This window comes from Streptomyces liangshanensis (assembly GCF_011694815.1).
Taxonomy (GTDB): Bacteria; Actinomycetota; Actinomycetes; order Streptomycetales; family Streptomycetaceae; genus Streptomyces; species Streptomyces liangshanensis.
In genome coordinates this window covers 6,960,296-6,984,261 of record NZ_CP050177.1, presented here as the reverse complement: position 1 = coordinate 6,984,261, position 23,966 = coordinate 6,960,296, and the positions used below count along the sequence as shown (strand labels likewise).

Annotated in this window: 23 protein-coding genes; 16 read left to right on the top strand and 7 right to left on the bottom strand. The window is 72.2% G+C overall.

Going from position 1 to position 23,966, the window contains the following annotated elements; translation table 11 throughout:
- Positions 1-28: 28 nt before the first annotated feature.
- The 3 genes from HA039_RS30315 (at position 29) to HA039_RS30305 (ending at position 4,219) form a co-directional block, all read left to right on the top strand.
- Positions 29-472, top strand: coding sequence for a MarR family winged helix-turn-helix transcriptional regulator (locus tag HA039_RS30315; RefSeq protein WP_167034708.1), 444 nt, complete (start codon positions 29-31; stop codon positions 470-472).
- A 142-nt stretch (positions 473-614) separates the two neighbouring features.
- Positions 615-2,441: an ABC transporter transmembrane domain-containing protein gene (locus tag HA039_RS30310; protein ID WP_167034706.1), complete on the top strand. Its 1,827-nt coding sequence runs from the start codon at positions 615-617 to the stop codon at positions 2,439-2,441.
- A complete protein-coding gene (locus HA039_RS30305; RefSeq protein WP_167034704.1) occupies positions 2,438-4,219 on the top strand; it encodes an ABC transporter ATP-binding protein in 1,782 nt (593 codons plus the stop codon). The genes HA039_RS30310 and HA039_RS30305 overlap by 4 nt, the downstream gene beginning before the upstream one ends.
- A 190-nt stretch (positions 4,220-4,409) precedes the next feature.
- On the opposite strand, the gene HA039_RS30300 is transcribed toward HA039_RS30305, so the two are convergent.
- A complete protein-coding gene (locus tag HA039_RS30300; protein WP_167034702.1) occupies positions 4,410-5,336 on the bottom strand; it encodes an SDR family oxidoreductase in 927 nt (308 codons plus the stop codon).
- 92 nt (positions 5,337-5,428) lie between these two features.
- Here HA039_RS30300 and HA039_RS30295 point away from each other — a divergent pair, with 92 nt between their 5' ends.
- Positions 5,429-5,998, top strand: coding sequence for a TetR family transcriptional regulator (locus HA039_RS30295; RefSeq protein ID WP_167034700.1), 570 nt, complete (start codon positions 5,429-5,431; stop codon positions 5,996-5,998).
- Positions 5,999-6,433: 435 nt separating this feature from the next.
- On the opposite strand, the gene HA039_RS30290 is transcribed toward HA039_RS30295, so the two are convergent.
- Positions 6,434-7,225 carry a metal-dependent hydrolase gene (locus HA039_RS30290; RefSeq protein WP_167034698.1) on the bottom strand — a complete coding sequence of 264 codons (792 nt, stop codon included), beginning with the start codon at positions 7,223-7,225 and terminating at the stop codon, positions 6,434-6,436.
- 60 nt (positions 7,226-7,285) lie between these two features.
- On the opposite strand from HA039_RS30290, the gene HA039_RS30285 reads away from it, so the two are divergent.
- Positions 7,286-9,871 carry a DEAD/DEAH box helicase gene (locus HA039_RS30285; protein ID WP_208298736.1) on the top strand — a complete coding sequence of 862 codons (2,586 nt, stop codon included), beginning with the start codon at positions 7,286-7,288 and terminating at the stop codon, positions 9,869-9,871.
- Between the two features lie 50 nt (positions 9,872-9,921).
- Positions 9,922-10,800, top strand: a complete 879-nt coding sequence (locus HA039_RS30280) for an acyl-CoA thioesterase (protein ID WP_167034694.1) — start codon at positions 9,922-9,924, stop codon at positions 10,798-10,800.
- 39 nt (positions 10,801-10,839) lie between these two features.
- On the opposite strand, the gene HA039_RS30275 is transcribed toward HA039_RS30280, so the two are convergent.
- Positions 10,840-11,085 (bottom strand): DUF6011 domain-containing protein, encoded by a 246-nt coding sequence (locus HA039_RS30275; RefSeq protein ID WP_167021956.1) that lies wholly within the window; start codon positions 11,083-11,085, stop codon positions 10,840-10,842.
- A gap of 131 nt (positions 11,086-11,216) precedes the next feature.
- On the opposite strand from HA039_RS30275, the gene HA039_RS30270 reads away from it, so the two are divergent.
- Positions 11,217-11,705: a glutathione peroxidase gene (locus HA039_RS30270; RefSeq protein ID WP_167034692.1), complete on the top strand. Its 489-nt coding sequence runs from the start codon at positions 11,217-11,219 to the stop codon at positions 11,703-11,705.
- Positions 11,706-11,788: 83 nt separating this feature from the next.
- Here the strand turns inward: HA039_RS30270 and HA039_RS30265 are convergent, their stop codons facing one another.
- A complete protein-coding gene (locus HA039_RS30265; RefSeq protein WP_167034690.1) occupies positions 11,789-13,018 on the bottom strand; it encodes an acyl-CoA dehydrogenase family protein in 1,230 nt (409 codons plus the stop codon).
- A 166-nt stretch (positions 13,019-13,184) separates the two neighbouring features.
- Between HA039_RS30265 and HA039_RS30260 the strand changes: the two genes are divergently transcribed.
- A complete protein-coding gene (locus tag HA039_RS30260) occupies positions 13,185-13,829 on the top strand; it encodes a TetR/AcrR family transcriptional regulator (RefSeq protein ID WP_167034688.1) in 645 nt (214 codons plus the stop codon).
- Between the two features lie 103 nt (positions 13,830-13,932).
- Here the strand turns inward: HA039_RS30260 and def are convergent, their stop codons facing one another.
- Positions 13,933-14,478 (bottom strand): peptide deformylase, encoded by a 546-nt coding sequence (gene def, locus HA039_RS30255; protein ID WP_167034686.1) that lies wholly within the window; start codon positions 14,476-14,478, stop codon positions 13,933-13,935.
- Positions 14,479-14,594: 116 nt separating this feature from the next.
- Between def and HA039_RS30250 the strand changes: the two genes are divergently transcribed.
- The 7 genes from HA039_RS30250 to HA039_RS30220 all read left to right on the top strand — a co-directional run bounded on the left by HA039_RS30250 (position 14,595) and on the right by HA039_RS30220 (position 20,255).
- Positions 14,595-15,833, top strand: coding sequence for a MurT ligase domain-containing protein (locus HA039_RS30250; protein WP_167034684.1), 1,239 nt, complete (start codon positions 14,595-14,597; stop codon positions 15,831-15,833).
- A gap of 45 nt (positions 15,834-15,878) precedes the next feature.
- Positions 15,879-16,607, top strand: coding sequence for a type 1 glutamine amidotransferase (locus HA039_RS30245; protein WP_167034682.1), 729 nt, complete (start codon positions 15,879-15,881; stop codon positions 16,605-16,607).
- Between the two features lie 186 nt (positions 16,608-16,793).
- Entirely contained in the window at positions 16,794-17,819 is a 1,026-nt protein-coding gene (locus HA039_RS30240; protein WP_167034680.1) for a 6-phosphofructokinase, read from the top strand.
- Between the two features lie 160 nt (positions 17,820-17,979).
- Positions 17,980-18,933, top strand: coding sequence for a cytochrome c oxidase assembly protein (locus tag HA039_RS30235; RefSeq protein WP_167034678.1), 954 nt, complete (start codon positions 17,980-17,982; stop codon positions 18,931-18,933).
- Between the two features lie 61 nt (positions 18,934-18,994).
- Positions 18,995-19,150: a hypothetical protein gene (locus HA039_RS30230; RefSeq protein ID WP_167034676.1), complete on the top strand. Its 156-nt coding sequence runs from the start codon at positions 18,995-18,997 to the stop codon at positions 19,148-19,150.
- A gap of 242 nt (positions 19,151-19,392) precedes the next feature.
- Complete coding sequence (locus tag HA039_RS30225; RefSeq protein WP_167034674.1) at positions 19,393-19,854, top strand: SRPBCC family protein; 462 nt, start codon at positions 19,393-19,395, stop codon at positions 19,852-19,854.
- Positions 19,851-20,255: an ArsR/SmtB family transcription factor gene (locus HA039_RS30220; protein ID WP_208298735.1), complete on the top strand. Its 405-nt coding sequence runs from the start codon at positions 19,851-19,853 to the stop codon at positions 20,253-20,255. Before HA039_RS30225 ends, HA039_RS30220 begins: the two co-directional genes overlap by 4 nt.
- Before the next feature lie 145 nt (positions 20,256-20,400).
- Here the strand turns inward: HA039_RS30220 and HA039_RS30215 are convergent, their stop codons facing one another.
- Both HA039_RS30215 and HA039_RS30210 read right to left on the bottom strand, forming a co-directional pair.
- The gene (locus HA039_RS30215) at positions 20,401-21,624 is read right to left on the bottom strand and encodes an SPFH domain-containing protein (RefSeq protein WP_167034672.1); all 1,224 of its coding nucleotides are present in this window, start codon (positions 21,622-21,624) and stop codon (positions 20,401-20,403) included.
- A gap of 74 nt (positions 21,625-21,698) precedes the next feature.
- Positions 21,699-21,920, bottom strand: a complete 222-nt coding sequence (locus tag HA039_RS30210) for a hypothetical protein (RefSeq protein WP_243869833.1) — start codon at positions 21,918-21,920, stop codon at positions 21,699-21,701.
- Positions 21,921-22,259: 339 nt separating this feature from the next.
- On the opposite strand from HA039_RS30210, the gene HA039_RS30205 reads away from it, so the two are divergent.
- Entirely contained in the window at positions 22,260-23,963 is a 1,704-nt protein-coding gene (locus HA039_RS30205) for an ABC transporter ATP-binding protein (RefSeq protein WP_167034670.1), read from the top strand.
- Positions 23,964-23,966 lie beyond the last annotated feature (3 nt).

The following is a 23,966-nucleotide window of genomic DNA, read 5'->3' as shown; positions in this document are numbered from 1 at the left end:
ATGAGCGTGGTCCTGATATTATTCCGCCATGGACACCCCCGATGCCGACGGCATGCTGGCCGAGCAGCTGTTGCGTCTGACCCGGCGGCTCCATCGCCTCCAGAAGCGCCAGCTGGAGCCGATCGGCATCACGCCCGCGCAGGCGAGACTGCTGCGCACGGTCGCGACGTACGACACCCCGCCCCGGATGGCCGATCTGGCCGCGCGGCTGGAAGTGGTCCCCCGCGCGGTGACCACGCTGGTCGACGGTCTGGAGGCGAGCGGCTGGGTCCGCCGCGCCCCCGACCCGACCAATCGCAGGGTGGTACGGATCGAGCTGACCGACACCGGCACGGCCACGCTCAAGTCGCTTCGCCTGGCCCGGCGTTCGGCCGCCACGGAGATCCTGGCGCCGCTGACCGGCGAGCAGCGCGAGACGCTGGGCGGGCTGCTGGAGGCCCTGGTCGACGGGACGGCGGCGCGGCGCTGCTGATCCCGCGCGGCACTGCCGGCCACCTGCCCGTGGCCCGGCGGATGGCTCGATTCCGCTCGTCGGGGAGAAAATCGATTGCTCCGGGCCGGGCGGGAGGGCGAACCTTGCACGGTTTGGGCCACTCCACCAGTCATGGGACATCATGCAGATTCGCGACCTTCCGTATCCAGATCCGGGCATTCCCGACGCGCGGTCGGGCCCCCGGTTCCTGCTGTGGCTCGGACGCAACCAGCTCGGCGGGCAGCTCAAGGCCGTCGCCTGGGGACTGCTGCACCACCTGGGCATCGCCGGGCTCCCGGTCGGCGCCGGGCTCGCCGTCCAGGCCGTGGTGGACCGCTCGGGCGCGCGCCTCGCCTGGGCCGGCGGCCTCATCGCGCTGTGCGGCGCCGCCATCGCCGTCGGCGACACGATGCTGCACCGCACCGCCGTCACCAACTGGATCACCGCCGCCGCGCGCGTCCAGCAGCTCCTGGCCCGCAAGACGGCCGAGCTGGGTTCGGCGCTGACCCGCCGGGTCGCCGCGGGGGAGGTCGTGGCGGTCTCCACGGGTGACGTGGAGAAGGTGGGCTGGTTCGTGGAGGCGCTGTCGCGCTTCCTGGCCGCCGCCCTCGCGATCGTCGTGATCTGCGTGGGGCTGACGCTCTACCTGCCCGAGCTGGGCTGGATCGTCGCCGCCGGGGTGCCGGTGCTCGCGCTGGCCGTGCTGCCGCTGCTCCCCCGGGCCACCCAACGCGCGGACATCCAGCGGGAGAAGGCGGGCAAGGCCACCGAACTGGCCTCGGACACCGTGGCGGGGCTGCGCGTCCTGCGCGGCATCGGCGGCGAGGAGTTGTTCCTCGGGCGCTATCGCACCGCGTCCCAGGAGGTCAGGAAGGCCGCCGTCCGCAGCGCGCGGATGTGGTCGCTTATCTCGGCCGTCCAGGTCCTGCTGCCGGGCGTGCTGCTCATCACGGTGGTCTGGTACGGCGCGCACCTCGCGCTCGACGGGCGGATCGGCGTCGGCGGGCTGGTGACCGTCTACAGCGCGGTGACGCTGCTGCTCTTCCCGCTGGGCCAGTTCGAGGAGATCGCGATGGCGTACTCGTTCTCGCGGCCCTCGGCGAAGCGCGCGGCGCGGGTGCTGTCGCTGGAGCGGACCTCGTACGACGACGAGCGTGGCCTCCTGGACGACGCGCGGCCGACCGGGGACCTGTACGACCCCGCGACCGGGCTGCTGGCCCCCGCGGGTCTGCTGACCGCCGTGGTGTGCGGCGACCCGGACGCGGCGGGGCTGCTCGCCGAACGCCTGGGCGGGCACGCGGCCGAGGAGGAGAAGAGCCCGTCGGTGCTGCTCGGCGGGGTGGCGCTGGACGACCTGCCGCTGGACGCGGCGCGGGCCAGCGTCCTCGTACAGGACAAGGATCCGGTGCTGCTGTCGGGCACGCTCACGGAGCTGCTCGACGTGCCGGCCTCCGGCGCGGTCGACGCCGGGAAGGCGCTGGACGCGGCGCAGTGCGACGACGTGCTGGACGCGCTCGCGCAGGCGTCGGTGGACGGCAGCGGTGACCCGATGTCGTCGCGGATCACCGAGCGCGGGCGCTCGCTGTCCGGTGGGCAGCGGCAGCGGCTCGCGCTGGCGCGTTCGCTGGTCACGGACCCGGAGGTGCTGGTCCTCGACGAGCCGACGTCGGCCGTGGACTCGCACACGGAGGCCCGGATCGCGCAAGGCGTCAAGGAATTGCGGGCGGGCCGTACGACGGTGGTGTTCGCGTCCTCGCCACTGCTGCTCGACGCCGCCGACCGGGTGGTGTTCGTCCACGAGGGGGCGGTGGCCGCGGTGGGCGGACACCGCGAGCTGGTGCGGACTGACGCGCGCTACCGCGCGGTCGTGACACGCGAGACGGAGGCGGAGGGCGAACAGCTCTCCGTACAGGACGAGTTGACGCCGGCGTCCGCGCGGGCCCGGGAAGAGATCGAGGAATCGGCATGATCGGCCTGTCTCCCCCGGCGTTCGATCCGGCGGCCCCGGAATCGGCGACGACCCTGCCCGTCGGGACGCCCGCGACGGTCCGGGCCTACGTGGGCGAACTGCTGCGGCGGCACCGCCGGGCGTTCGTCCTGCTCGTCACGGTCAACGCGGTCGCGGTGGTCGCGTCGATGGTCGGCCCGTACCTGCTCGGCTCGCTGGTCGAGGATCTCTCGGAAGGCGCGCGCGACCTCCATCTGGAGCGCGTCGCGGTGGTGTTCGCGGTCGCGCTGACCGTGCAGACGGTCTTCACGCGGCTGGTACGGCTGCGCGGCGCGATGCTCGGCGAGGAGATGCTCGCCGACCTGCGGGAGGACTTCCTCGTCCGGGCGGTCGGGCTGCCGCCCGGCGTGCTGGAGCGGGCCGGGACGGGCGATCTGCTGTCCCGGATCACCACCGACATCGACCGGCTGGCGAACGCGATGCGGGAGGCCGTGCCGCAGCTCGCCATCGGTGTCGTGTGGGCGGCGCTGCTGCTCGGCGCGCTGACCGTCACCGCGCCGCCGCTGGCGCTGGCCGTGCTGGTCGCGGTGCCGCTGGTGGTGGCGGGCTGCCGCTGGTACTTCAAGCGGGCGCCGTCCGCGTACCGCTCGGAGGCCGCCGGGTACGCGGCGGTCGCCGCGATGCTCACCGAGACCGTCGACGCGGGCCGGACGATCGAGGCGCACCGCCTCGGCGCGCGCCGCGTCGCTCTGTCGGACCAGCGGGTGAAGGAGTGGACCGCGTGGGAGCGGTACACGCTGTGGCTGCGGTCGGTGCTCTTCCCGGTCATCAACCTGACCCATACGACGATCTTCCTGTCCGTGCTGATGATCGGCGGGGTCTTCGTCCTCCAGGACTGGATCACCGTCGGGCAGCTGACGACGGGCGCGCTGCTGTCGCAGATGCTGGTGGAGCCGGTCGGGCTGATCCTGCGCTGGTACGACGAGCTCCAGGTCGCCCAGGTGTCCATCGCGCGGCTCGTCGGCGTGCGGGACATCGAGCCGGACGGGGGCGACGAGTCGGTCGTCCCGGACGGCAGGACCGTCAGCGCCGACGACGTGCGGTTCGGCTACCGCGCGGGGGTGGACGTCCTGCACCAGGTGACGCTGGACGTCCCGCCGGGGACCCGGCTGGCGCTGGTCGGCCCCTCGGGGGCGGGGAAGTCGACGCTGGGGCGGCTGCTCGCGGGCATCTACGGTCCCCGGACCGGCCATGTCACGCTCGGCGGGGCCGAGTTGTCCCGGATGCCGGCGGAGCGGGTGCGGCGGCATGTGGCGCTGGTCAACCAGGAACACCACGTGTTCGTGGGGTCGTTGCGCGACAACCTGCTGCTGGCCCGCACGGACGCGGCGGACGCGGAGCTGTGGGCGGCGCTGGGCGCGGTGGACGCGGACGGGTGGGCGCGGGGGCTGGACTCGGGGCTGGAGACGGAGGTCGGTTCCGGGAGTACGGCGCTGACCCCGGCCCAGGCCCAGCAGGTCGCCCTGGCCCGCCTCGTCCTGGCGGACCCGCACACCCTGGTGCTGGACGAGGCGACGTCCCTGCTGGACCCCCGGGCGGCCCGGCACCTGGAGCGCTCGCTGGCGCGGGTGCTGGACGGCCGCACGGTGGTGGCGATCGCCCACCGCCTGCACACCGCGCACGACGCGGACGTCATCGCGGTGGTGGAGGAGGGGCGGATCAGCGAACTGGGGAGCCACGAGGAGTTGGTGGCGGCCGGAGGGGCTTACGCGGCGTTGTGGCGGTCCTGGCACGGGTAGTGCGCGCCGCGCGCGACCTGGTGGCCGAACCTGTTGTCCTCAAGCGCCGGACGGGCTTGGTTTGTGCGTCTGTCCGGTGCGCGGGCGCGGCTTACCGATGCCCTCAAACGCCGGGCGGGCTGGAGTGGGCTCGGGCTCGATGACCGTGCGGGTCAAAGATGTCCTCAATCGCCGGACGGGCTTGAGGGGGTCAGGTGGTTGTGGGGGTGAAGTAGTGGCCCTGGTCCAGGTCTTCCAGGAGGGTGGGGTGGGTCGGGTGCCAGTCCAGTAGGTCGCTGGTGCGGGTGGCGGAGGCGGGGCTGTCCAGGGCGAGGAGCGGGGCCAGCCAGGTGAAGTGGGCGGCCGCTTCGTCCGGGGCGAACGAGACCACGGGCACGTCGAGGTGGCGTCCTATCACCTCGGCGACGGCCCGGATCGGTACGCCTTCGTCCCCGACCGCGTGCAGGGTGGAGCCCGCCGGGGCGCTCTCCAGGGCCCGGCGGAAGAGGTCCGCCGCATCGGCTCGGTGTACGGCCGACCAGCGGTGGGCGCCGTCGCCGACGTAGCCCGAGACGCCCTTCTCACGGGCGAGGGCGACCAGGGAGGCGACGAAGCCGTTGTCGCCGTCGCCGTGGACGGTCGGCGACAGCCGTACGACCGACGACCGGACGCCGCGGTCGGCGAGGGCGGTCGTCGCGTGCGCGTTGCTGATCCGCTGGGTCGGGCCGCCGGCGCCCCGGGCGTCCGGTGCCAGGCCGTCCCGTTCCGTGGCGAGCCGTCCCGGCGCCACGCCGAGCAGCCCGGAAGCGATAACGAAGGGCCGGTCCGAGCCCGCGAGCACCTCGCCGAACGTGTCGACGGCCACGCGGTCCGCGTCGACGGCCTCCTCGTAGCGGCCGCTGAACGCGATGTCGTGCTTGAACGCGAGGTGAATCACGCCGTCGGACTCGGCGGCGGAGTCGCGCAGGACGTGCAGGTCGTCGAGCGTGCCGCGGCGCACGTCGGCGCCGGCCCGGGTGAGGGTGTCGGCCGCGGTGTCCGAGCGGGCGAGGCCGAGGACCTTGTGACCGGCCCGGATGAGTTCGGGGACTACGGCGGAGCCGATCCAGCCGGACGCGCCGGTGAGGAACACACGCATGGGGAGACCTCCTGGGTCATTGATGATGTCAGTTGCTGTCATCACTAACGTAACACCCCATGTCAGTGACTGCCATCACGTAGGATCGGGGCATGAGTCGATGGGAGCCCGACGCGCGCGGACGGCTGGAGCGGGCGGCGCTGGAGCTGTACAGCGAGCGGGGGTTCGAGCAGACGACGGCGGCGCAGATCGCAGAACGTGCGGGGCTGTCCGAGCGGACGTTCTTCCGGCACTACGCCGACAAGCGCGAGGTGCTCTTCGGCGGGGCGCGCCTGCTGGAACAGACCTTCGTGGAGACGCTGGCCGCGGTCCCGGAGGCGGTCGCGCCGATGGACGCGATGGGGGTGACGCTGGAGGTGGTCGCGGAGGTCTTCGCGGACCGGTACGAGCCTGCCCGGCAGCGTCAGGCGGTGATCGCGGCCAACGCGGAACTGCGGGAGCGCGAGCTGATCAAGCTGGCGTCGTTGTCCTCGGCGCTGGCGAGTACGTTCCGGGGGCGCGGGGTGGAGGACACGGCGGCGCGCCTGGCGGGGGAGGCGGGGGTGGCGGTGTTCAAGGTGGGGTTCGAGCGGTGGATGGGGGATGGGGGGCGGGGGTTGGGGGAGCATTTGGGGGAGGCGCTTGTTGAGTTGCGGCGGTTGGTGGTGGCGGGTTCCGCTTGACGGCGCCCGGTGCGCGGGCGCGGCTTACCGATGTCCTCAATCGCCGGACGGGCTGGGGTTGGCTCGGGCCCGATGACCATGCGGGTCAAGGACGTCCTCAATCGCCGGACGGGCTGGAGGGGGTTGCGGTCGGGCGGGACCGTTGCGGTCAAAGATGTCCTCAAGCGCCGGACGGGCTGAAAACAAGCCCGGGCGGGCGAGCCTGTTTGGGCGCGCGCCTGGAAGGGGGGCGGGTAGGGGTCGTGTCCGGAACGTAGAGCGTGTTTTGTGTCGCGTGACGGGGGCTAGCAGGACAGCTGGTTGCGCGCGACGTAAAACATGCAGTGCAGGACATGGCCCCTGCCCGACCCCCGGCGACAACCCGAGGATCGGATCCCGGCCGCAGCGGGCACAATCAAGCCCGTCCGGCGATTGAGGACAACACGCGCGGCCGCGTCAGACGATGCCCAGGGCGAACGCCGCCCCCACCGCCCCCAGGACCATGAACGCCGGTGTCAGGACCTTCAGCTCCACCCAGCTCCCCGCGCGGAAGCGGATCGCCTTCGGGGGGCCCAGGGCGTACCAGCGCTTGCGGCCCAGGGGGATGGGCCACAGGATCGGGCAGCCCGAGACCGTCAGGGCGTCGCCGATGTCGTGCACCAGCGCGCCCAGCACGATCGGCAGGCCCAGCCACAGGTACTCCTGGCCGGGTGCGTTGAACAGCCAGTCGGAACCGTTGCCCGGCTGGTCCAGGATCCCCGCGAGGTTCCACGCGGACGTCGCGCCCAGGAGCCAGACCAGGATGTCGCTCGACATGCGCGCGGCCCGCCACAGCAGCCCCTCCACCGCGAGCACCAGGTGCACGAAGAGGATGAAGAGCACCGCCCAGCGCCCGCCCACGAGCGCCAGCCCCGACGCGCCCGCGCCGATCGCGACGGCCCACAGCCAGGTGTGCGTCAGGGTCCGGTGCCCGCCGCTCCTGCGGGCGTCACCGGGCTTCTTCGTCGCCTTGTAGACCGCGTACGACAGCTTGTCGACGATCTCGCACATCCGCTTCGAGACCGGGCCGAAGGCCCGCGATATCGTCGCGGCCTTGTGATCCAGGTCGGGTGCCAGCGCGGCCCCCGCGGTGATCAGCGCGCCGACCACCAGTACCGGCCACGGCATGCTGTGGCCGGCGGCCGCCGCCGCGGCGCCCACCCCCAGCCAGGCCGCAGCCCCTGACAGTGAGTGTGCCGGTCCCATCATGGTCGTACCCGCCCCATTGCAGTTGTGGTGATGCTCAGTTGACAGGGCAGAGTACCGCTCATGATCTTCGGCCGGACGGCCGGTTCCCGCCGGAGGGCGCGAGGCAGGCAAGATGGGGTGGTGACCCTCATTGATCAGCTGCCGCCGACCGCCGACCCCGACGCCCTCTTCGAGGCCTTCACCACCTGGGCCGAGGGCGAGGGCATCACGCTCTACCCGGCTCAGGAGGAAGCGCTGATCGAGGTGGTCTCGGGGGCGAACGTGATCGTCTCGACCCCCACGGGCTCCGGGAAGAGCCTCATCGCGGCGGGCGCGCACTTCGCCGCCCTGGCGCAGGACAAGGTCACGTTCTACACCGCGCCGATCAAGGCCCTGGTGTCCGAGAAGTTCTTCGACCTGTGCAAGCTCTTCGGCACCGAGAACGTCGGGATGCTGACCGGTGACGCGTCGGTCAACGCCGACGCCCCGGTCATCTGCTGCACGGCCGAGGTGCTCGCGTCCATCGCGCTGCGGGACGGCAAGCAGGCGGACGTCGGCCAGGTCGTGATGGACGAGTTCCACTTCTACGCGGAGCCGGACCGCGGCTGGGCCTGGCAGATCCCGATCCTGGAGCTGCCGCAGGCGCAGTTCATCCTGATGTCCGCGACCCTCGGCGACATGTCGCGGTTCGAGGAGGACCTGACCCGCAGGACGGGCCGCCCGACCTCGGTCGTGCGGTCGGCGACGCGCCCGGTGCCGCTGTACTACGAGTACAAGCTGACGCCCATCACCGAGACCCTGACCGAGCTGCTGGAGACCAAGCAGGCGCCGGTCTACATCGTGCACTTCACGCAGGCCGCCGCCGTCGAGCGGGCGCAGTCGCTGATGAGCATCAACATGTGCAGCCGCGAGGAGAAGGACCGGATCGCCGACCTGATCGGCAGTTTCCGCTTCACCACCAAGTTCGGCCAGAACCTCTCGCGGTACGTGCGGCACGGGATCGGCGTGCACCACGCGGGCATGCTGCCCAAGTACCGGCGCCTGGTGGAGAAGCTGGCGCAGGCGGGGCTGTTGAAGGTGATCTGCGGTACGGACACGCTCGGCGTGGGCGTCAACGTGCCCATCCGTACGGTGTTGTTCACCGCCCTGACCAAGTACGACGGCACGCGGGTACGGACGTTGCGCGCGCGGGAGTTCCACCAGATCGCCGGGCGGGCGGGGCGGGCCGGCTTCGACACGGCCGGGCTGGTCGTCGCGCAGGCGCCCGAGCACGTCGTGGAGAACGAGAAGGCGCTCGCCAAGGCGGGTGACGACCCGAAGAAGCGCCGCAAGGTGGTCAGGAAGAAGGCCCCGGAGGGCTTCGTCGCCTGGTCGGAGACGACCTTCGACAAGCTGATCGACTCCGACCCCGAGCCGCTGACCTCGCGTTTCCGGGTCACGCACACCATGCTGCTGTCGGTCATCGCCCGGCCGGGCAACGCCTTCGAGGCGATGCGCCACCTGCTGGAGGACAACCACGAGCCGCGCAGGCAGCAGCTGCGGCACATCCGCCGGGCCCTCGCCATCTACCGCTCGCTGCTGGACGGCGGTGTGGTGGAGCGGCTGGAGACCCCGGACGCGGAGGGCAGGATCGTCCGCCTCACCGTCGACCTCCAGCAGGACTTCGCGCTGAACCAGCCGCTGTCCACGTTCGCGCTGGCCTCGTTCGAGCTGCTGGACCCCGAATCCCCGTCGTACGCGCTGGACATGGTGTCGGTCGTCGAGTCCACGCTCGACGATCCGCGGCAGATCCTGGCGGCGCAGCAGAACAAGGCGCGCGGCGAGGCGGTCGGCGCGATGAAGTCCGAGGGGATCGAGTACGAGGAGCGGATGGAGCGGCTCCAGGAGATCACGTACCCGAAGCCGCTGGAGGAGCTGCTCGTGCACGCGTACAACGTGTACCGCACGAGCCATCCGTGGGTCGGCGACCACCCCGTCTCGCCGAAGTCCGTGATCCGGGACATGTACGAACGGGCCCTGTCCTTCACGGAATTCACGTCCCACTACGAGCTGGCCAGGACCGAGGGCATCGTCCTGCGCTATCTGGCGGGCGCGTACAAGGCGCTGGAACACACCATTCCGGACGATCTGAAGTCGGAGGACCTGGAGGATCTGACCGCCTGGCTGGGCGAGATGGTCCGTCAGGTGGACTCCAGTCTGCTCGACGAGTGGGAGCAGTTGGCCAACCCCGAGGTGGAGACGGCCGAGCAGGCGCAGGAGAAGGCGGACCAGGTGCGCCCGGTCACGGCGAACGCGCGTGCCTTCCGGGTCCTGGTGCGCAACGCGATGTTCCGCCGGGTGGAGCTGGCGGCGCTGGACCGTGTCAACGACCTGGGCGAGCTGGACGGCGACTCGGGCTGGGACGCGGACCGGTGGGGCGAGGCGATGGACGCGTACTGGGACGAGTACGAGGACCTGGGCACCGGTCCCGACGCCCGCGGCCCCAAGCTGCTGTCCATCGAGGAGGACGCCGAGCACGGCCTGTGGCGGGTCCGGCAGACGTTCGCCGACCCGAACGGCGATCATGACTGGGGCATCGGCGCGGAGGTGGACCTCGCGGCCTCCGACGAGGAGGGCCGGGCCGTCCTGCGCGTGACGTCGGTGGGCCAGCTCTCCGCGGTCCGCTGACCGGTGGCGGGCGACGGGGCGAAGAAGAGACACAAGGAGCGCATCACACCATGACGAACCCCGCCGAGCGGCTGGTCGACCTCCTCGATCTGGAGCGGATCGAGGTCGACATCTTCCGCGGCCGCAGCCCCCAGGAGTCCCTGCAACGGGTCTTCGGGGGTCAGGTCGCGGGCCAGGCGCTGGTCGCGGCCGGCCGTACCACCGACGGCGACCGGCCGGTCCACTCACTGCACGCGTACTTCCTGCGCCCGGGGCGCCCCGGCGTCCCGATCGTCTACCAGGTGGAACGGGTCAGGGACGGACGGTCGTTCACCACCCGCCGGGTGACGGCCGTGCAGGAGGGCCGGACGATCTTCAACCTGACGGCGTCCTTCCACCGCCCCGAGGAGGGCGGGATCGAGCACCAACTGCCGCCGCGGCTCGACTTCCCCGACCCCGAGTCGCTGCCGACGGTCGCGGAGGAGGTACGGGAGCATCTGGGCGGCCTGCCGCAGTCGTTGGAGCGGATGGCCAGGCGCCAGCCCTTCGACATCCGGTACGTGGACCGGCTGCGCTGGACGCGCGAGGAGATCCAGGACGCGGACCCGCGCAGCGCGGTGTGGATGCGCGCGGTGGGGCCGCTGGGGGACGATCCGCTGGTGCACACCTGCGCGTTGACGTACGCGAGTGACATGACCTTGCTCGACGCCGTACGGATTCCAGTTGAACCCCTCTGGGGCCCGCGGGGATTCGACATGGCGAGCCTGGATCACGCCATGTGGTTCCATCACCCGTTCCGCGCCGACGAGTGGTTCCTGTACGACCAGGAGTCGCCGATCGCGACGGGCGGCCGGGGGCTGGCGCGCGGCCGGATCTACGACCGGGCGGGCACGCTGCTGGTGTCGGTGGTGCAGGAAGGGCTGTTCCGGCGGCACGCCGCCGAGGGGTAGCCACCGTCCCGCCCGGGAACGGCCACCCGGCGCCCCGGGTCAGAAGCCGGGGATCGGGTCCTGGTCGGCCTCGCGCCGCCGGGTCCTGATGTCCGGCGCGGGCGGGTGCAACTTGGCGTCGCAGTCGGGCCCGAGACCGCTGCGCCGGGACGCCGTACCGCGCAGGGGGCGGCCGCACATGCGGCACCGGACCAGGCCGCGGGCGGGCTCCGGGGCGGAGCCCGGCGGCGGGCCGGGCGCCGGTCCGTCCGGCGGGAACAGGTCCGGTTGACGGGAATCGGGCATGCCCCACGTCTACCACCCCGGCCGCCGCTCCGGTACGGCCGGCCCGGTGCACGACGGGCGTGACCCCCTGATCGCCGCGCGGGCGGCGGGTCCACAATGGACGGACACCGCCTGCACCGAGGAGACCCAGGATGACCCTGTACGACATTCCGCTGCGCACACTCGCCGGTGAGCCGACCTCGCTCGCGGCGTACGAGGGCAAGGCGGTTCTGGTGGTGAACGTGGCGTCCAAGTGCGGCCTCACCCCGCAGTACACCGGGCTGGAGCAGCTTCAGAAGGAGTACGGCGACCGCGGGTTCACCGTGCTCGGGGTGCCCTGCAACCAGTTCGCCGGGCAGGAGCCGGGCAGCGCCGAGGAGATCCAGGCCTTCTGCTCGGCGACGTACGGCGTGAGCTTCCCGCTCCTGGAGAAGGTGGACGTGAACGGTGACCAGCGTCACCCCCTCTACGTGGAGCTGACGAAGACGGCGGACGCGGAGGGCGGCGCGGGTGATGTGAGCTGGAACTTCGAGAAGTTCCTGCTCTCGCCGAAGGGCGAGGTCGTGGCCCGCTTCCGGCCCACCACCGAGCCCGGAGCCCCCGAACTGGTCGCGGCCGTCGAGGCGCAGCTGTCCGCCTGAGCGTCACGGGACGCGCCGCCCGCCCGCGCCGGAGGGTTCCGGCGGGGGCGGGCGGCTCCGGCCGTCGCGGCGGTTCCGGCGTCTCAGCGGATGGGCATGCCCGACAACGTGCGGGCGATGACCAGGCGCTGGATCTCGCTCGTCCCCTCGAAGATGGTGTAGATCGCGCTGTCGCGGTGCATCCGCTCGACCGGGTACTCCCGGGTGTAGCCGTTGCCGCCGAGTATCTGCACGGCCTGCGCCGTGACCTCCTTCGCGGTCTCGCTTGCGTACAGCTTCGACATCGAGCCCTCGGCCGAGTCGAACGGCTTGCCCGCCGCCGCCATCCAGGACGCGCGCCACACGAGCAGGCGGGCGGCGTCCACGCGCGTGCGCATGTCGGCGAGCTGGAAGGCGATGCCCTGGTTGTCGATGATCGGCCGGCCGAACTGGGTCCGGGTCCTGGCGTAGTCGAGCGCGACCTCGTACGCGGCCCTGGCGGTGCCGACGGCCATCGCGCCGACCGCCGGGCGGGAGGCCTCGAAGGTGGCCATGGCCGCGTTCCGCACCCGCTCGCCGCCGGGCGCCGCCGCGCGCTTGCGGGCCCGGGCGAGGCGTTCGTCGAGCTTCTCCTTGCCGCCGAGGAGGCAGTGGCCGGGGATCCTGACGTCCTCCAGGACGACTTCGGCGGTGTGGGAGGCGCGGATGCCGTGCTTCCTGAACTTCTGCCCCTGGGAGAGGCCGGGGGTGCCGGGCGGTACGACGAAGGAGGCGTGGCCCTTGGTGCCCAGCGCCGGGTCGACGACGGCGACCACGACGTGGACGTGGGCGATGCCGCCGTTGGTCGCCCAGGTCTTGGTGCCGTTCAAGACCCATTCGCCGGTGGCCTCGTCGTGGACGGCGCGGGTCCGCATGGCGGCGACGTCGGAGCCCGCGTCGGGTTCCGAGGAGCAGAAGGCGGCCAGCTTCACGTCGTCGGCGTCGCCGTACATCTGGGGCACCCAGGTGCCGATCTGTTCCTCGGTGCCGTTGGCGAGGACGCCGACGGCCGCCAGGCCCGTACCGACGATCGACAGGGCGATGCCCGCGTCGCCCCAGAACAGCTCCTCCATCGTGAGGGGGATGCCGAGGCCCGTGGGGTCGAAGTACTGCTGGGCGTAGAAGTCGAGGGAATAAATTCCGATCTTGGCGGCTTCCTGGATGATCGGCCAGGGTGTCTCCTCACGCTCGTCCCACTCGGCGGCGGCCGGGCGCATGACGTCCGCGGCGAAGCCGTGGAGCCAGTCGCGGACCTGCTTCTGGTCGTCGTTGAGTTCGAGCGTGAACTCGGCCATCGTTCCCCTCCGGTACTGTGTCGCTTGCGCTTGTTACTCGCGGTAACCGCAGTCTGTTACTCGCAAGTAGCCGATGTCAACCGGCCAAGGAGCGGGCGGCATCGCCGAGCAGTGGGGTGTTACGTTGCCCGGGCGTCACGGATATCGCAGGGCGGGGAGAGGCACGATGGAGACCACACAGCAGGCCGATCAGCAGCGATCGGCGCAGCAGCGCCGGCGCCAACTGCTGGAAGCCGCGGACCGGGTGGTGCTCCGGGACGGCCCCCAGGCCTCCATGAACGCCATCGCCGCGGAGGCGGGCATCACCAAGCCGATCCTCTACCGGCACTTCGGCGACAAGGGCGGCCTGTACAAGGCGCTGGCCAAGCGTCACACGGACGCCCTGCTCGACGCGTTGCGGGCGGCGCTCGACGCGCCCGCGGAGCGCCGCCAGCGGGTCGAGGCGACGCTCGACACGTATCTCGCCGCGATCGAGGCGAGGCCGCAGGTCTACCGCTTCCTGATGCACCCCGCCGAGGACAGCCAGCCGCCCGAGCAGGGCTTCGACGTGGGCCGGCACTCGGTCCCGCTGCTGCGGCGCCTGGGTGAGGAATTGGCCAAGGTCATCGAGGACCGGGTCGACCTCGGACCCGACAGCCAGCAGCTGGCGCGGGTCTGGGGGCACGGCATCGTCGGCATGATGCACGGCGCGGGCGACTGGTGGCTCGGGGAACGCCCCTGCCCGCGCGAGCAGTTGGTGCGCAGCCTGGCGGATCTGCTGTGGGGCCGCCTGGCGGTCGCGGGCGACCGCACGGGCGGACCGGCGTTCTGACATGCCCCGGAACCGGACAGGCGCGGTACGCGGCCGGTCGGGCCCGGTACGTACGGGTCCCGCGGGCCCGCCACGTACGGACCCCGGCCCCGCCGGCCGCGGGTCAGCCCGTCAGGGCGCCCGGCACCCGGCGGCCCGCCCGCAGCGCCCTGGCCTTGCGCCACCCCGTGAGCCGGTCGGTGTAGACCGTCCCGGCCAGGTGGTCGCACTCGTGCTGGAGGCAACGGGCGAAGAACCCGGTGCCCTCCACCCGTACCGGCGCGCCGTCCAGGGTGAACCCCTCCACGACGGCCCGGTCGAACCGCTCGGTTCCGGCCTCGACGCCCGGCAGCGAGAGACAGCCCTCGGGGCCGCGGAGGACAATGCCGTCCGCCTCCGTCAGCCGCGGATTGACGAGGTGCCCGAGATGGCGGACGTCCTCGTCGTCCGGGCAGTCGTACACGAACACCCGTTGCGCGACCCCGATCTGGCAGGCCGCCAGGCCGACACCCCGGGCGGCGTACATCGTCGCGAAAAGGTCCTCGACCAGCGACGCGAGGTCGGGGCCGAAGTCGGTGACGGCTTCGCAGGGGGCGTGCAGCACCGGATCGCCCAGCAATCTCATGGCTCGTACTCGCCCGGAACTGCCGGGGATCGGACGGTTTCGCATGACGCTCAGGGTACGGTCCAGCGTGACCCCCGCCTTCTGCCCGGTGCCGCGGTTCGGGGCCCTGGCCGGATCTCGATAGGCTGACCCACGGACCGACGCAAGGAGGATCAAGGACGATGGCAGGCAACACGGAGCCGCTGTCGCCGCGGGCCAAGTTGGCCGTGACGGCGGGCAAGGCCGCGGCGGCGGTGTCGCGCGCGGCTGGCCGCGGCAGCGGATCGGTGATCGGCGGGAAGGTGGCGCTGAAGCTCGACCCCGATCTGCTGGGGCGGCTGGCGCAGCACCTGGACGTCATCCTCGTGTCGGCGACGAACGGCAAGACCACCACCACACGGCTGATCGCCGAGGCGCTGGGCGCCGCGGGACCCGTCGTGTCGAACGCGCTCGGCGCCAACATGCCGGCGGGGATCACCTCCGCCCTGGCGGGCGGCTCGGACGCGAAGTACGGCGTGATCGAGGTGGACGAGAAGTACCTCGCGGGTGTGGCGCGCGACACCACGCCGAAGGCGATCGCGCTGCTGAACCTCTCGCGCGACCAGCTCGACCGCGCCGCCGAGACCCGGATGCTCGCCGAGAAGTGGCGCGAGGGCCTGGCCGGCACGAAGGCCGTGGTCATCGCCAACGCGGACGACCCGCTGATCGTCTGGGCCGCCTCCTCCTCCCCCAACGTGGTGTGGGTGGCGGCGGGCCAGGAGTGGAAGGACGACGCCTGGTCGTGCCCGTCCTGCGGCGGTGTGATGCAGCGCCCCGGGGACGACTGGTTCTGCGGCGAGTGCGGTTTCCGCAGGCCCTCGCCGAGCTGGGCGCTGCACGGCGACCACGTCCTCGACCCGCACGGTTCGGCGTGGCCGATCCACCTCCAGCTGCCGGGCCGGGCGAACAAGTCGAACGCGGCCACCTCCGCGGCCGTCGTGGCGACCTTCGGGGTCCCGCCGCAGGTGGCGCTGGAGCGGATGTACCAGGTGCAGGCCGTCGCCGGCCGGTACGACGTGGTGTCCTTCCACAACCGGGACATCCGGCTGCTGCTGGCGAAGAACCCGGCGGGCTGGCTGGAGACGTTCTCCCTGATCGACCCGCCGCCGACCCCCGTCGTCCTGGCCGTCAACGCCCGGGGCGCCGACGGCACCGACACCTCCTGGCTGTGGGACGTGGACTACACACGGCTCGCCGGGCACCCGATCTTCGTCCTCGGGGACCGCAAGCTCGACCTGGCCGTCCGTCTCGAGGTGGCCAATCTCGACTTCCGGGTGTGCGAGACGCTGGACGAGGCCGTCCAGCTCGCGCCGCCCGGCCGGATCGAGGCCATCGCCAACTACACCGCGTTCCAGGACCTGCGTCGAAGGGTCGGTAACTGACCGATGGACCCCCGGACCCAGAGAGCTTCGGAAAGGCGAGCGAACATGAGCGAGAGCAGCCTGCGGCTGGTGTGGATCTATCCGGACCTGCTGAGCACGTACGGCGACCAGGGCAACGCGCTGGTCGTGGAGCGCCGTGCGAGACAGCGCCGCCTGGGTGTCACGCGCGTGGACGTCCGCAGTGACCAGCCGATCCCGACCTCGGGCGACATCTACCTGATCGGCGGCGGTGAGGACCGGCCGCAGCGGCTGGCCGCCGAGCGGCTGCGCCGGGACGGCGGGCTCAGCCGTGCCGTGTCGAACGGCGCGATCGTGTTCTCGGTCTGCGCCGGCTACCAGATCCTCGGCCACGAGTTCATCAACGACCTCGGGGAGCGCGAGGCCGGCCTCGGGCTGCTCGACGTCGTCTCGACCCGCGGCGAGGGCGAGCGGTGTGTCGGTGACGTCCTCGGCGACATCGACCCGCGGCTCGGCCTGCCCCAGCTGACCGGCTTCGAGAACCACCAGGGCGTCACCCACCTCGGCCCGTCGGCCCGGCCGTTCGCGCAGGTCAGGCTGGGCAAGGGCAACGGCACGGGGGACGGCACGGAGGGCGCGTACAACGACACCGTCTTCGGTACGTACATGCACGGCCCGGTCATGGCACGCAACCCGCACATCGCGGACCTGCTGCTGAAGCTGGCGCTGGACGTCAACGCGCTGCCGCCGACGGACGACCGCTGGTACGACGCGCTGCGCGCCGAGCGGATCTCCGCGGCGGTCCAGCCCGCCTGAGGACCCGCCCACAGCCCGCCCGGCGGCCCGGACCCACCCCACACGGGTGTGTCCCGGGGCCCCGGGCGGCTGTCCAGCAGGCGGACGGCAGGTTCGGTCCTCACAGCCCCCGCCGGTAGGGTGGCGACGATCGGGCCGGACAGAGTGGTGCGGCCTCCAGCCCACGTTGCAAAGGTATTCCGGGCCATGCGAATTGGTGTGCTCACCTCAGGCGGCGACTGCCCCGGCCTCAACGCCGTCATCAGGTCCGTCGTACACCGCGCCGTCGTCGACCACGGCGACGAGGTGATCGGCTTCCACGACGGCTGGCGGGGTCTGCTGGAGTGCGACTACCGCAAGCTCGACCTGGACGCGGTGGCCGGGATCCTGGCGCGGGGCGGCACGATCCTCGGCTCCTCCCGGGTCCAGCCGGCGCACCTGCGGGACGGGGTGGAGCGGGCCAGGGGCCACGTCGCGGACCTCGGTCTCGACGCGATCATCCCGATCGGCGGCGAGGGCACGCTCAAGGCGGCCCACCTGCTGTCGGAGGCCGGGCTGCCGATCGTCGGTGTGCCGAAGACCATCGACAACGACATCCCCTCGACCGACGTGACCTTCGGCTTCGACACGGCCGTCGGGGTCGCCACGGACGCGCTGGACCGGCTGAAGACCACCGCCGAGTCCCACCAGCGGGTCCTGATCGTCGAGGTCATGGGCCGCCACACGGGCTGGATCGCCCTGCACTCCGGCATGGCCGCCGGGGCCCACGCGATCGTCGTGCCCGAGCGCCCCTTCGACATCGGTGAGCTGGCGGCGCTGGTCGGCAAGCGGTTCTCGGCGGGCAAGCGGTTCGCGATCGTGGTGGTCGCGGAGGGCGCGAAGCCGCGCGAGGGCTCGATGAAGTTCGACGAGGGCGGCACGGACATCTACGGCCACGAGCGCTTCGCCGGGATCGCCGGGCAGCTCTCCGTCGAGCTGGAGCAGCGGCTCGGCAAGGAGGCCCGCCCGGTGATACTGGGCCACGTCCAGCGCGGTGGCACGCCGACCGCGTACGACAGGGTCCTGGCGACCCGGTTCGGCTGGCACGCGGTCGAGGCGGCGCACCGCGGCGAGTTCGGCATGCTGACCGCGCTGCGCGGCACGGACATCGTGATGGTGCCGCTGTCCGAGGCCGTGGCGACGCTCAAGACGGTGCCCGCGGAGCGGTACGCCGAGGCGGAGTGCGTGCTCTGACCTTCCGTACACCTGGGTGAGTCCCACGGACACCGCCCCCGGTCGCGGTCGCGGCCGGGGGCGGTTCTAGTCTGGTGCGGACAACCGGCGCGAATCGCCGCGGCCGCGCCCGGCCGCGAGCCGAGCGCCGCGGCACCACTCGTCACTCGGGAGCGCACGGATGGATCACAGCGGGCACGGCATGACCATGGATCTGCCGCCGTTCACGCTGGGACGGGCGTTGCAGTACTCCCCCGACTACTTCTTCCTGGCGGGCTGCCTGCTGGCGCTCGCGCTGTACGGCTGGGGTGTGGTGCGGCTGCGCCGGCGCGGCGACAGCTGGCCGGTCGGCCGCGCGGTCGGGTTCACGGTGGGCGTGCTGACCGTGGCGCTGGTGATGTGCACGAAGCTGAACGACTACGGCATGGTCATGTTCAGCGTGCACATGGTCCAGCACATGGTGATCAGCATGGTGTCCCCCATCCTGATCCTGCTGGGCGCGCCGGTGACCCTGGCCCTGCGGGCCCTGCCGGTGGCGCGGCGGCGGGGCCGCAAGGGGCCGCGCGAGCTGCTGCTCGCGGTCCTGCACAGCCGGTTCGTACGGGTCGTCACGCACCCCGCGTTCACCATTCCGCTGTTCATCGCGAGCCTCTACGGGCTGTACTTCACGCCGCTCTTCGACTTCCTGATGGGGTCGAAGGCGGGGCACATCGCGATGATGGTGCACTTCCTCACCGTGGGCCTGGTCTTCTTCTGGCCGATCATGGGCATCGACCCGGGTCCGCACCGCCCCGGCTACGTGATGCGGATGCTGGAGCTGTTCGCCGGGATGCCGTTCCACGCGTTCTTCGGGATCGCGCTGATGATGGCGAGCGAGCCGATGATCGGCGCGTACCGTACGCCCCCGGCCTCGCTGGGCATCGACGCGCTGAGCGACCAGACGGCGGCGGGCGGCATCGCGTGGGCGTTCAGCGAGATCCCGTCGGTGCTGGTGCTGGTGGCCCTGGTCTTCCAGTGGTACCGGTCGGAGCAACGGGTCGCGACGCGCTTGGACCGGGCCGCCGACCGGGACGGGGACAAGGAGCTGGTGGCGTACAACGCCTATCTCGCCTCGCTCCAGGCACGGGGGCAGTAGCGCGAACCACCCGTCCGGGGCGACGATAGCCCTCACGGCCCCGGCCGGGAGGAGGACGGACATGTCCGGTTCCACGAAGACGATGGGCGGCGTCACCGTAGGTGCGCTGGTCCTGGTGACCGCCTACACGGCGGCGCTGGGGAGCAACGGGTGGCTCTGGTTCGGGTGGGTGGTACTCGGCCTGATCACGATCGCCATGGCTGCCTCACGCGCCTGAACCCCTGAGACTCCAGACGCTCCTGAAGCCCTCGAAGCCCCCCGAGGAAGAGTGCGACCGACAGAGGCACCGCCGCACACGCGGCGGTGCCTCTGTCGTGTGCCCATCGGCGGTGGCTACGCCCGAGACGCCGGATCGGTGGCACATCCGTCGAGCAACCATCGGGTTGCACTTCACCAGGGTCGGTGCAACCATGGAGTTGCACATCTGAGGGATGCAACCGAACCACCGGAGGTACTGCCATGTCGGAATCCGACGACCGCATCGAACGGGAGATCACCATCGAGGCTCCGCCGGAGCGCGTCTGGGCGGTGCTCACCGAGCCCGCGCACGTGGGGAGTTGGTTCGGGCAGGGACAGCCCGCCCCCGTCGACCTGCGCCCGGGCGGCACCATGCACCTGGACCACGGCACGTACGGCCAGTTCCCGACGACGATCGTGACGGTCGATCCGCCGCGCCGCTTCTCGTACCGCTGGGCGAGCGCCTACCCCGGCGAGCAGGCGGCGGAGGGCAACTCCACCCTGGTCGAGTTCACGCTGACCGCGGAGGGCGAGGGCACCCGGCTGCGGGTGGTGGAGACCGGGTTCACGGATATCGTCATCCCCGAGGACCGGATCGACACGGCCTCCAGGAAGAGCCACGCGGAGGGCTGGACGGAAGTGACCGGGAACCTCAAGAAGTACGCGGAGCAGCTCGCGGCATGACGGAGGACGCCGACCAGGACCCTGTGGGGGACGTGCTGTCCGCACTGGCGGACCCGACCCGCCGGCGGATCCTCGATGCCCTCGCCGCCCACGGTGAGGCGACCGCCACGGTCCTGGCCGCCGAACTGCCGGTCAGCCGGCAGGCGATCGTCAAGCACCTGGCGGTCCTGGACCGGGCGGGGCTGGTGGCCGGCCGCCGGGCGGGGCGCGAGGCGCGGTACGCGGTCAGACCGGCCGGACTGGGCGCCACGGCCCGGTGGATGGACCGGATCGCCGCCGAGTGGGACGGACGGCTGTCCGCGATCAAGCGGCTGGCCGAAGCGACGGGGTCACCGGCGGGAGCGTCGGACGGGAGCGCTTCCGCCGACGCCGGCCCGGCGGAAGCCGGCGACCCGGCCTGAGCCGCCGCGTCCGCGGCACCGCGCGCCTCCCCTGTTCCGCCTGCATGAGCGGCCCCCGGACCCGGCCTGTTCAGGGCGGGTCCGGGGGCCGTCGGCGTTCCGGGCCGGGGGTGCTGCTCGGTCCGGGTGCTACTTGGTCCGCGTGCTACTTGGTTTCGGGGGTACGGGCCGGAGCCTTGCCGTTCAGGTTCGGCGACGCGGGGACGCCGCCGTTGCCGGTCCCGCCCGTCGGGGTGGGGCGCTGGAGGGTGTTCAGGATCGCGAGGCCCTGGCTCACCAGGCCCGCCACCATCTCGTTGAGGCCGTCGGTGCCGTTGAGGACGGTCAGGTTGGCGCCGGCCATGCCGCGCGCGGCCGCGTCGGCGAGGGCGGGGAGGTTCTCCACCGTCCGGTTGGCGGCGATGAGTTCCTGGTTGCCGTTCTTGAGGGACTCGGCGCGGGCGCTGTTGGCGTCGGCCTGGGCCTGGGCGAGGGTACGTTCCGCGTAGGCGGAGCCGTCGGCCTCGAACTTCGCCTGGTCGCGGGAGGCTTCGGCCAGCGTGCGCTGCCGGTAGGCCTCGGCGTCCGCCGGGCGCCTGACCTCGGCTTCGAGGCGCTGCGCGGCCAGGAGCGCCTGGCGCGTCGCCAGCGAGGTCTGCTCCTCGATGACTTCCTGCGAGGCCCGGGCCTCGGCGAGCGGGCCCGCCTGCGCGGCGCGGGCGTTGACCTGCTCCGTCTCGGCGAGGAAGCCCGCGCGCTTGATCGCGGTGTCCCGTTCGTACTCGGCCTTCAACGCGGCCGCCTGCTGCTCGCGTTCGGCGGCTTCCTGGTCGGCCTTGGCATGGGCGATCCGGGCCTGGCTCGCGACGGCCGCCGCGTGCGGGGCGGCGAGGTTCTCGATGTAGCCGGTGGCGTCCTCGATCTCCTGGATCTGGAGGGCGTCGACGACGATGCCGAGCTTCTCCATCTCGCTGTGGCTGCCCTGCTTGACCTCCTGGGCGACCCGGTCGCGCTCGCGGATGATCTGCTCGACGGTCAGCCCGCCGATGATGGAGCGGAGGTGGCCGGCGAAGATCCGGCCCACCAGCTCCTCCATCCGGTCCTGCTCGGCGAGGAAACGGCGGGCCGCGTTGGCGATGGACACGGCGTCGTCGCCGACCTTGAAGACGGTGACCGCGCGCACGTTCAGCCGGATGCCCTGCTGGGTGACGCAGTCCTCGACTATCTCCGCCTCCCGCAACGCGAGGGACAGCATGCGGGCCTTCTGCTTGATGGGCATGACGAAGCTGCCGTGCCCGGTGACGATACGGAACTGTGTGTCCTGCGCCTGGCGTTTGGAGCCGGAGATGAGCATCGCCTCGTTGGGCGCGGGGACATGCCAGAACAGCATGGTGGGACTCCTGTCGTACCGCGTGGTGCGTGTGGTGGGTTCCTCAGGAGGGGGGTGGGTTCAGGGGGGGTGGTTCAGGAGGGGAAGGGCTCCACGAGGACCGAACGCGCCGAGATGGACTCGACGACGATCACGCGGAGGTTCTTGCCGATCGGCCGGTCCGACCAGGCCGCGTAGGCCTCGGATCCGCCGCGTACGGCGACCAGTACTTCGCCCGGGCCCTCGGCGGGGATCGGAACGGTGACCCGGCCGATCGCGCCGACCGGGCTCTGCGCGGAGTCATCTGCAACGGACATACGTGGTCGCCCCACCCGTTTCCCTGGCGCGGGGCGCCGCTGCCCGCTCACGCACCGACGGTGTCACAGCCGCGATCATCGACGACCACGCCTCCCGGAGGACCGTGCCTCCGACGTCATCCCTCGTCGAGGACGCCGCCGGCGGAACGGCCGGCGACGACAGGTCCTCGATACCTCTCACACTACTCCGCGAAGCGTCAGGAGAGCCTCACTGTCGGCGATGTTCCCGCGCCCGACCCCGGGGTACCTTCCCCGAGGAAGTTAGTCTAGCCTTACCTAAGTTTTGCGCCCGGTCCGTGGGCGTGGGCAGGGATCGACCGAGGGGCGCGGTGGGGTGCGGTGGGGGCTGAAGTGCCGGTGGGACGGGACGTCCTGAGGCGGGTGGTCACCGGACAGCGGCGCGACGTGACCCTCGCGTCGCTGCTCGCGGCCGGACACCAGGCCGGCGAGGCCCTCGTCCCGGTCCTCGTCGGCGTGGTGATCGACCGGGCCGTCGCCGAGGACGACGGGGCGGCCCTGGCGCTGTGGATCGGCGTGCTGGCCGTCGTCTACGTGGGGCTCTCGTTCAGCTTCCGGAACGGCGCCCGGCTCTCCGAACGGGCCGCCGTCGTCGCCGCGCACGAGCTGCGGACCGCCCTGGTGGCCCGGGTGCTGGAGCCCGGCGGCGGGGCGGAGGCCGGGCGGCTGCCGGGCGCGCTGACGAACCTCGCCACCGAGGACGCGAAACGCGTCGGGGCCGTCACCGTCGCCGTGATGGAGGCCGCCGCCGCGTTCACCGCGCTCGCCGTCAGCGCCGTGGCGCTGCTGTGGATCTCGGTCCCCCTCGGGCTCGTCGTCCTGCTGGGCACCCCGCTGCTGCTCTGGCTGGGGCACCTGCTGAGCAAGCCGCTGGAGCGGCGCAGCGAGGCCGAACAGGAACGGGCCGCGCACGCGTCGGGCGTCGCCGCCGACCTGGTGGCCGGGCTGCGGGTACTCAAGGGCATCGGCGCCGAGTCGGCGGCCCTCGCCCGCTACCGGTCCACGAGCCGCGCCTCGCTGGGCGCGACGCTGCGGGCCACCCGGGCGCAGGCGGGGCAGAACGGCATGACGCTGGCCCTGACCGGGGTGTTCCTCGCCCTGGTCGCCCTGGTCGGCGGCCGGCTGGCCGCCCAGGGGGACATCAGCCTGGGCGGTCTGGTCTCGGCGGTGGGCCTCGCGCTGTTCCTGCTCGGCCCGTTGCAGGTGGTCGGCTGGGTGAACGCGGAGCTGGCGCAGGGCCGCGCGTCCGCCGCGCGGATCGCGGAGGTGCTGTCCGCTCCCCCGGCCGTCGTGCCGGGCCCCGGCGCCCCGGAGCTGCCGGTACGGGGGCGGGTCCGGCTGCGCGCGGTGTCGTACGGCGGGCTGCGCGGCCTCGAACTGGACGCCGCGCCGGGCGAACTGCTCGGGGTGGTGACGACGGATCCGGCCGACGCCCTGGCGCTGCTGCACTGCCTGGGGCGGGTGGCCGACCCCGACGCGGGGTCGGTGGAGCTGGACGGGACGGCCCTCGCCACGCTCGATCCGGCGCTGGTACGTGACGTGCTGCTGGTCGCGGGGCACGACGCCGACCTGTTCGAGGGGACCCTGCTGAGCAACGTGTCGGCCTCGGCGCCCGATCCGACCGACGCCGGGCACCTCCGGCGGGCGATGGAGGCGGCGGGCGCGGACGAGGTCGCCGACACGCTGCCGTACGGCGCGGAGACGACGGTCACCGAGCGCGGGCGCTCGTTGTCCGGCGGGCAGCGGCAGCGGGTGGCGCTGGCCCGGGCGCTGGCCGCCGAGGCGCCGGTGCTGGTCCTGCACGATCCGACGACGGCGGTCGACGCGGTCACGGAGGCCCGGGTGGCGGGCGCGGTACGGGAGTTCCGGCGCGGCCGTACGACGATCCTGGTCACCGCGAGCCCCGCCCTGCTGGCCGTCACCGACCGGGTGGTGCTGGTGGACCGCGGGCGGGTCACGGACACGGCCCCGCACGCCGATCTCGTACGGCGTCATGAGACCTACCGGACGGCGGTGTTCGCGTGACCA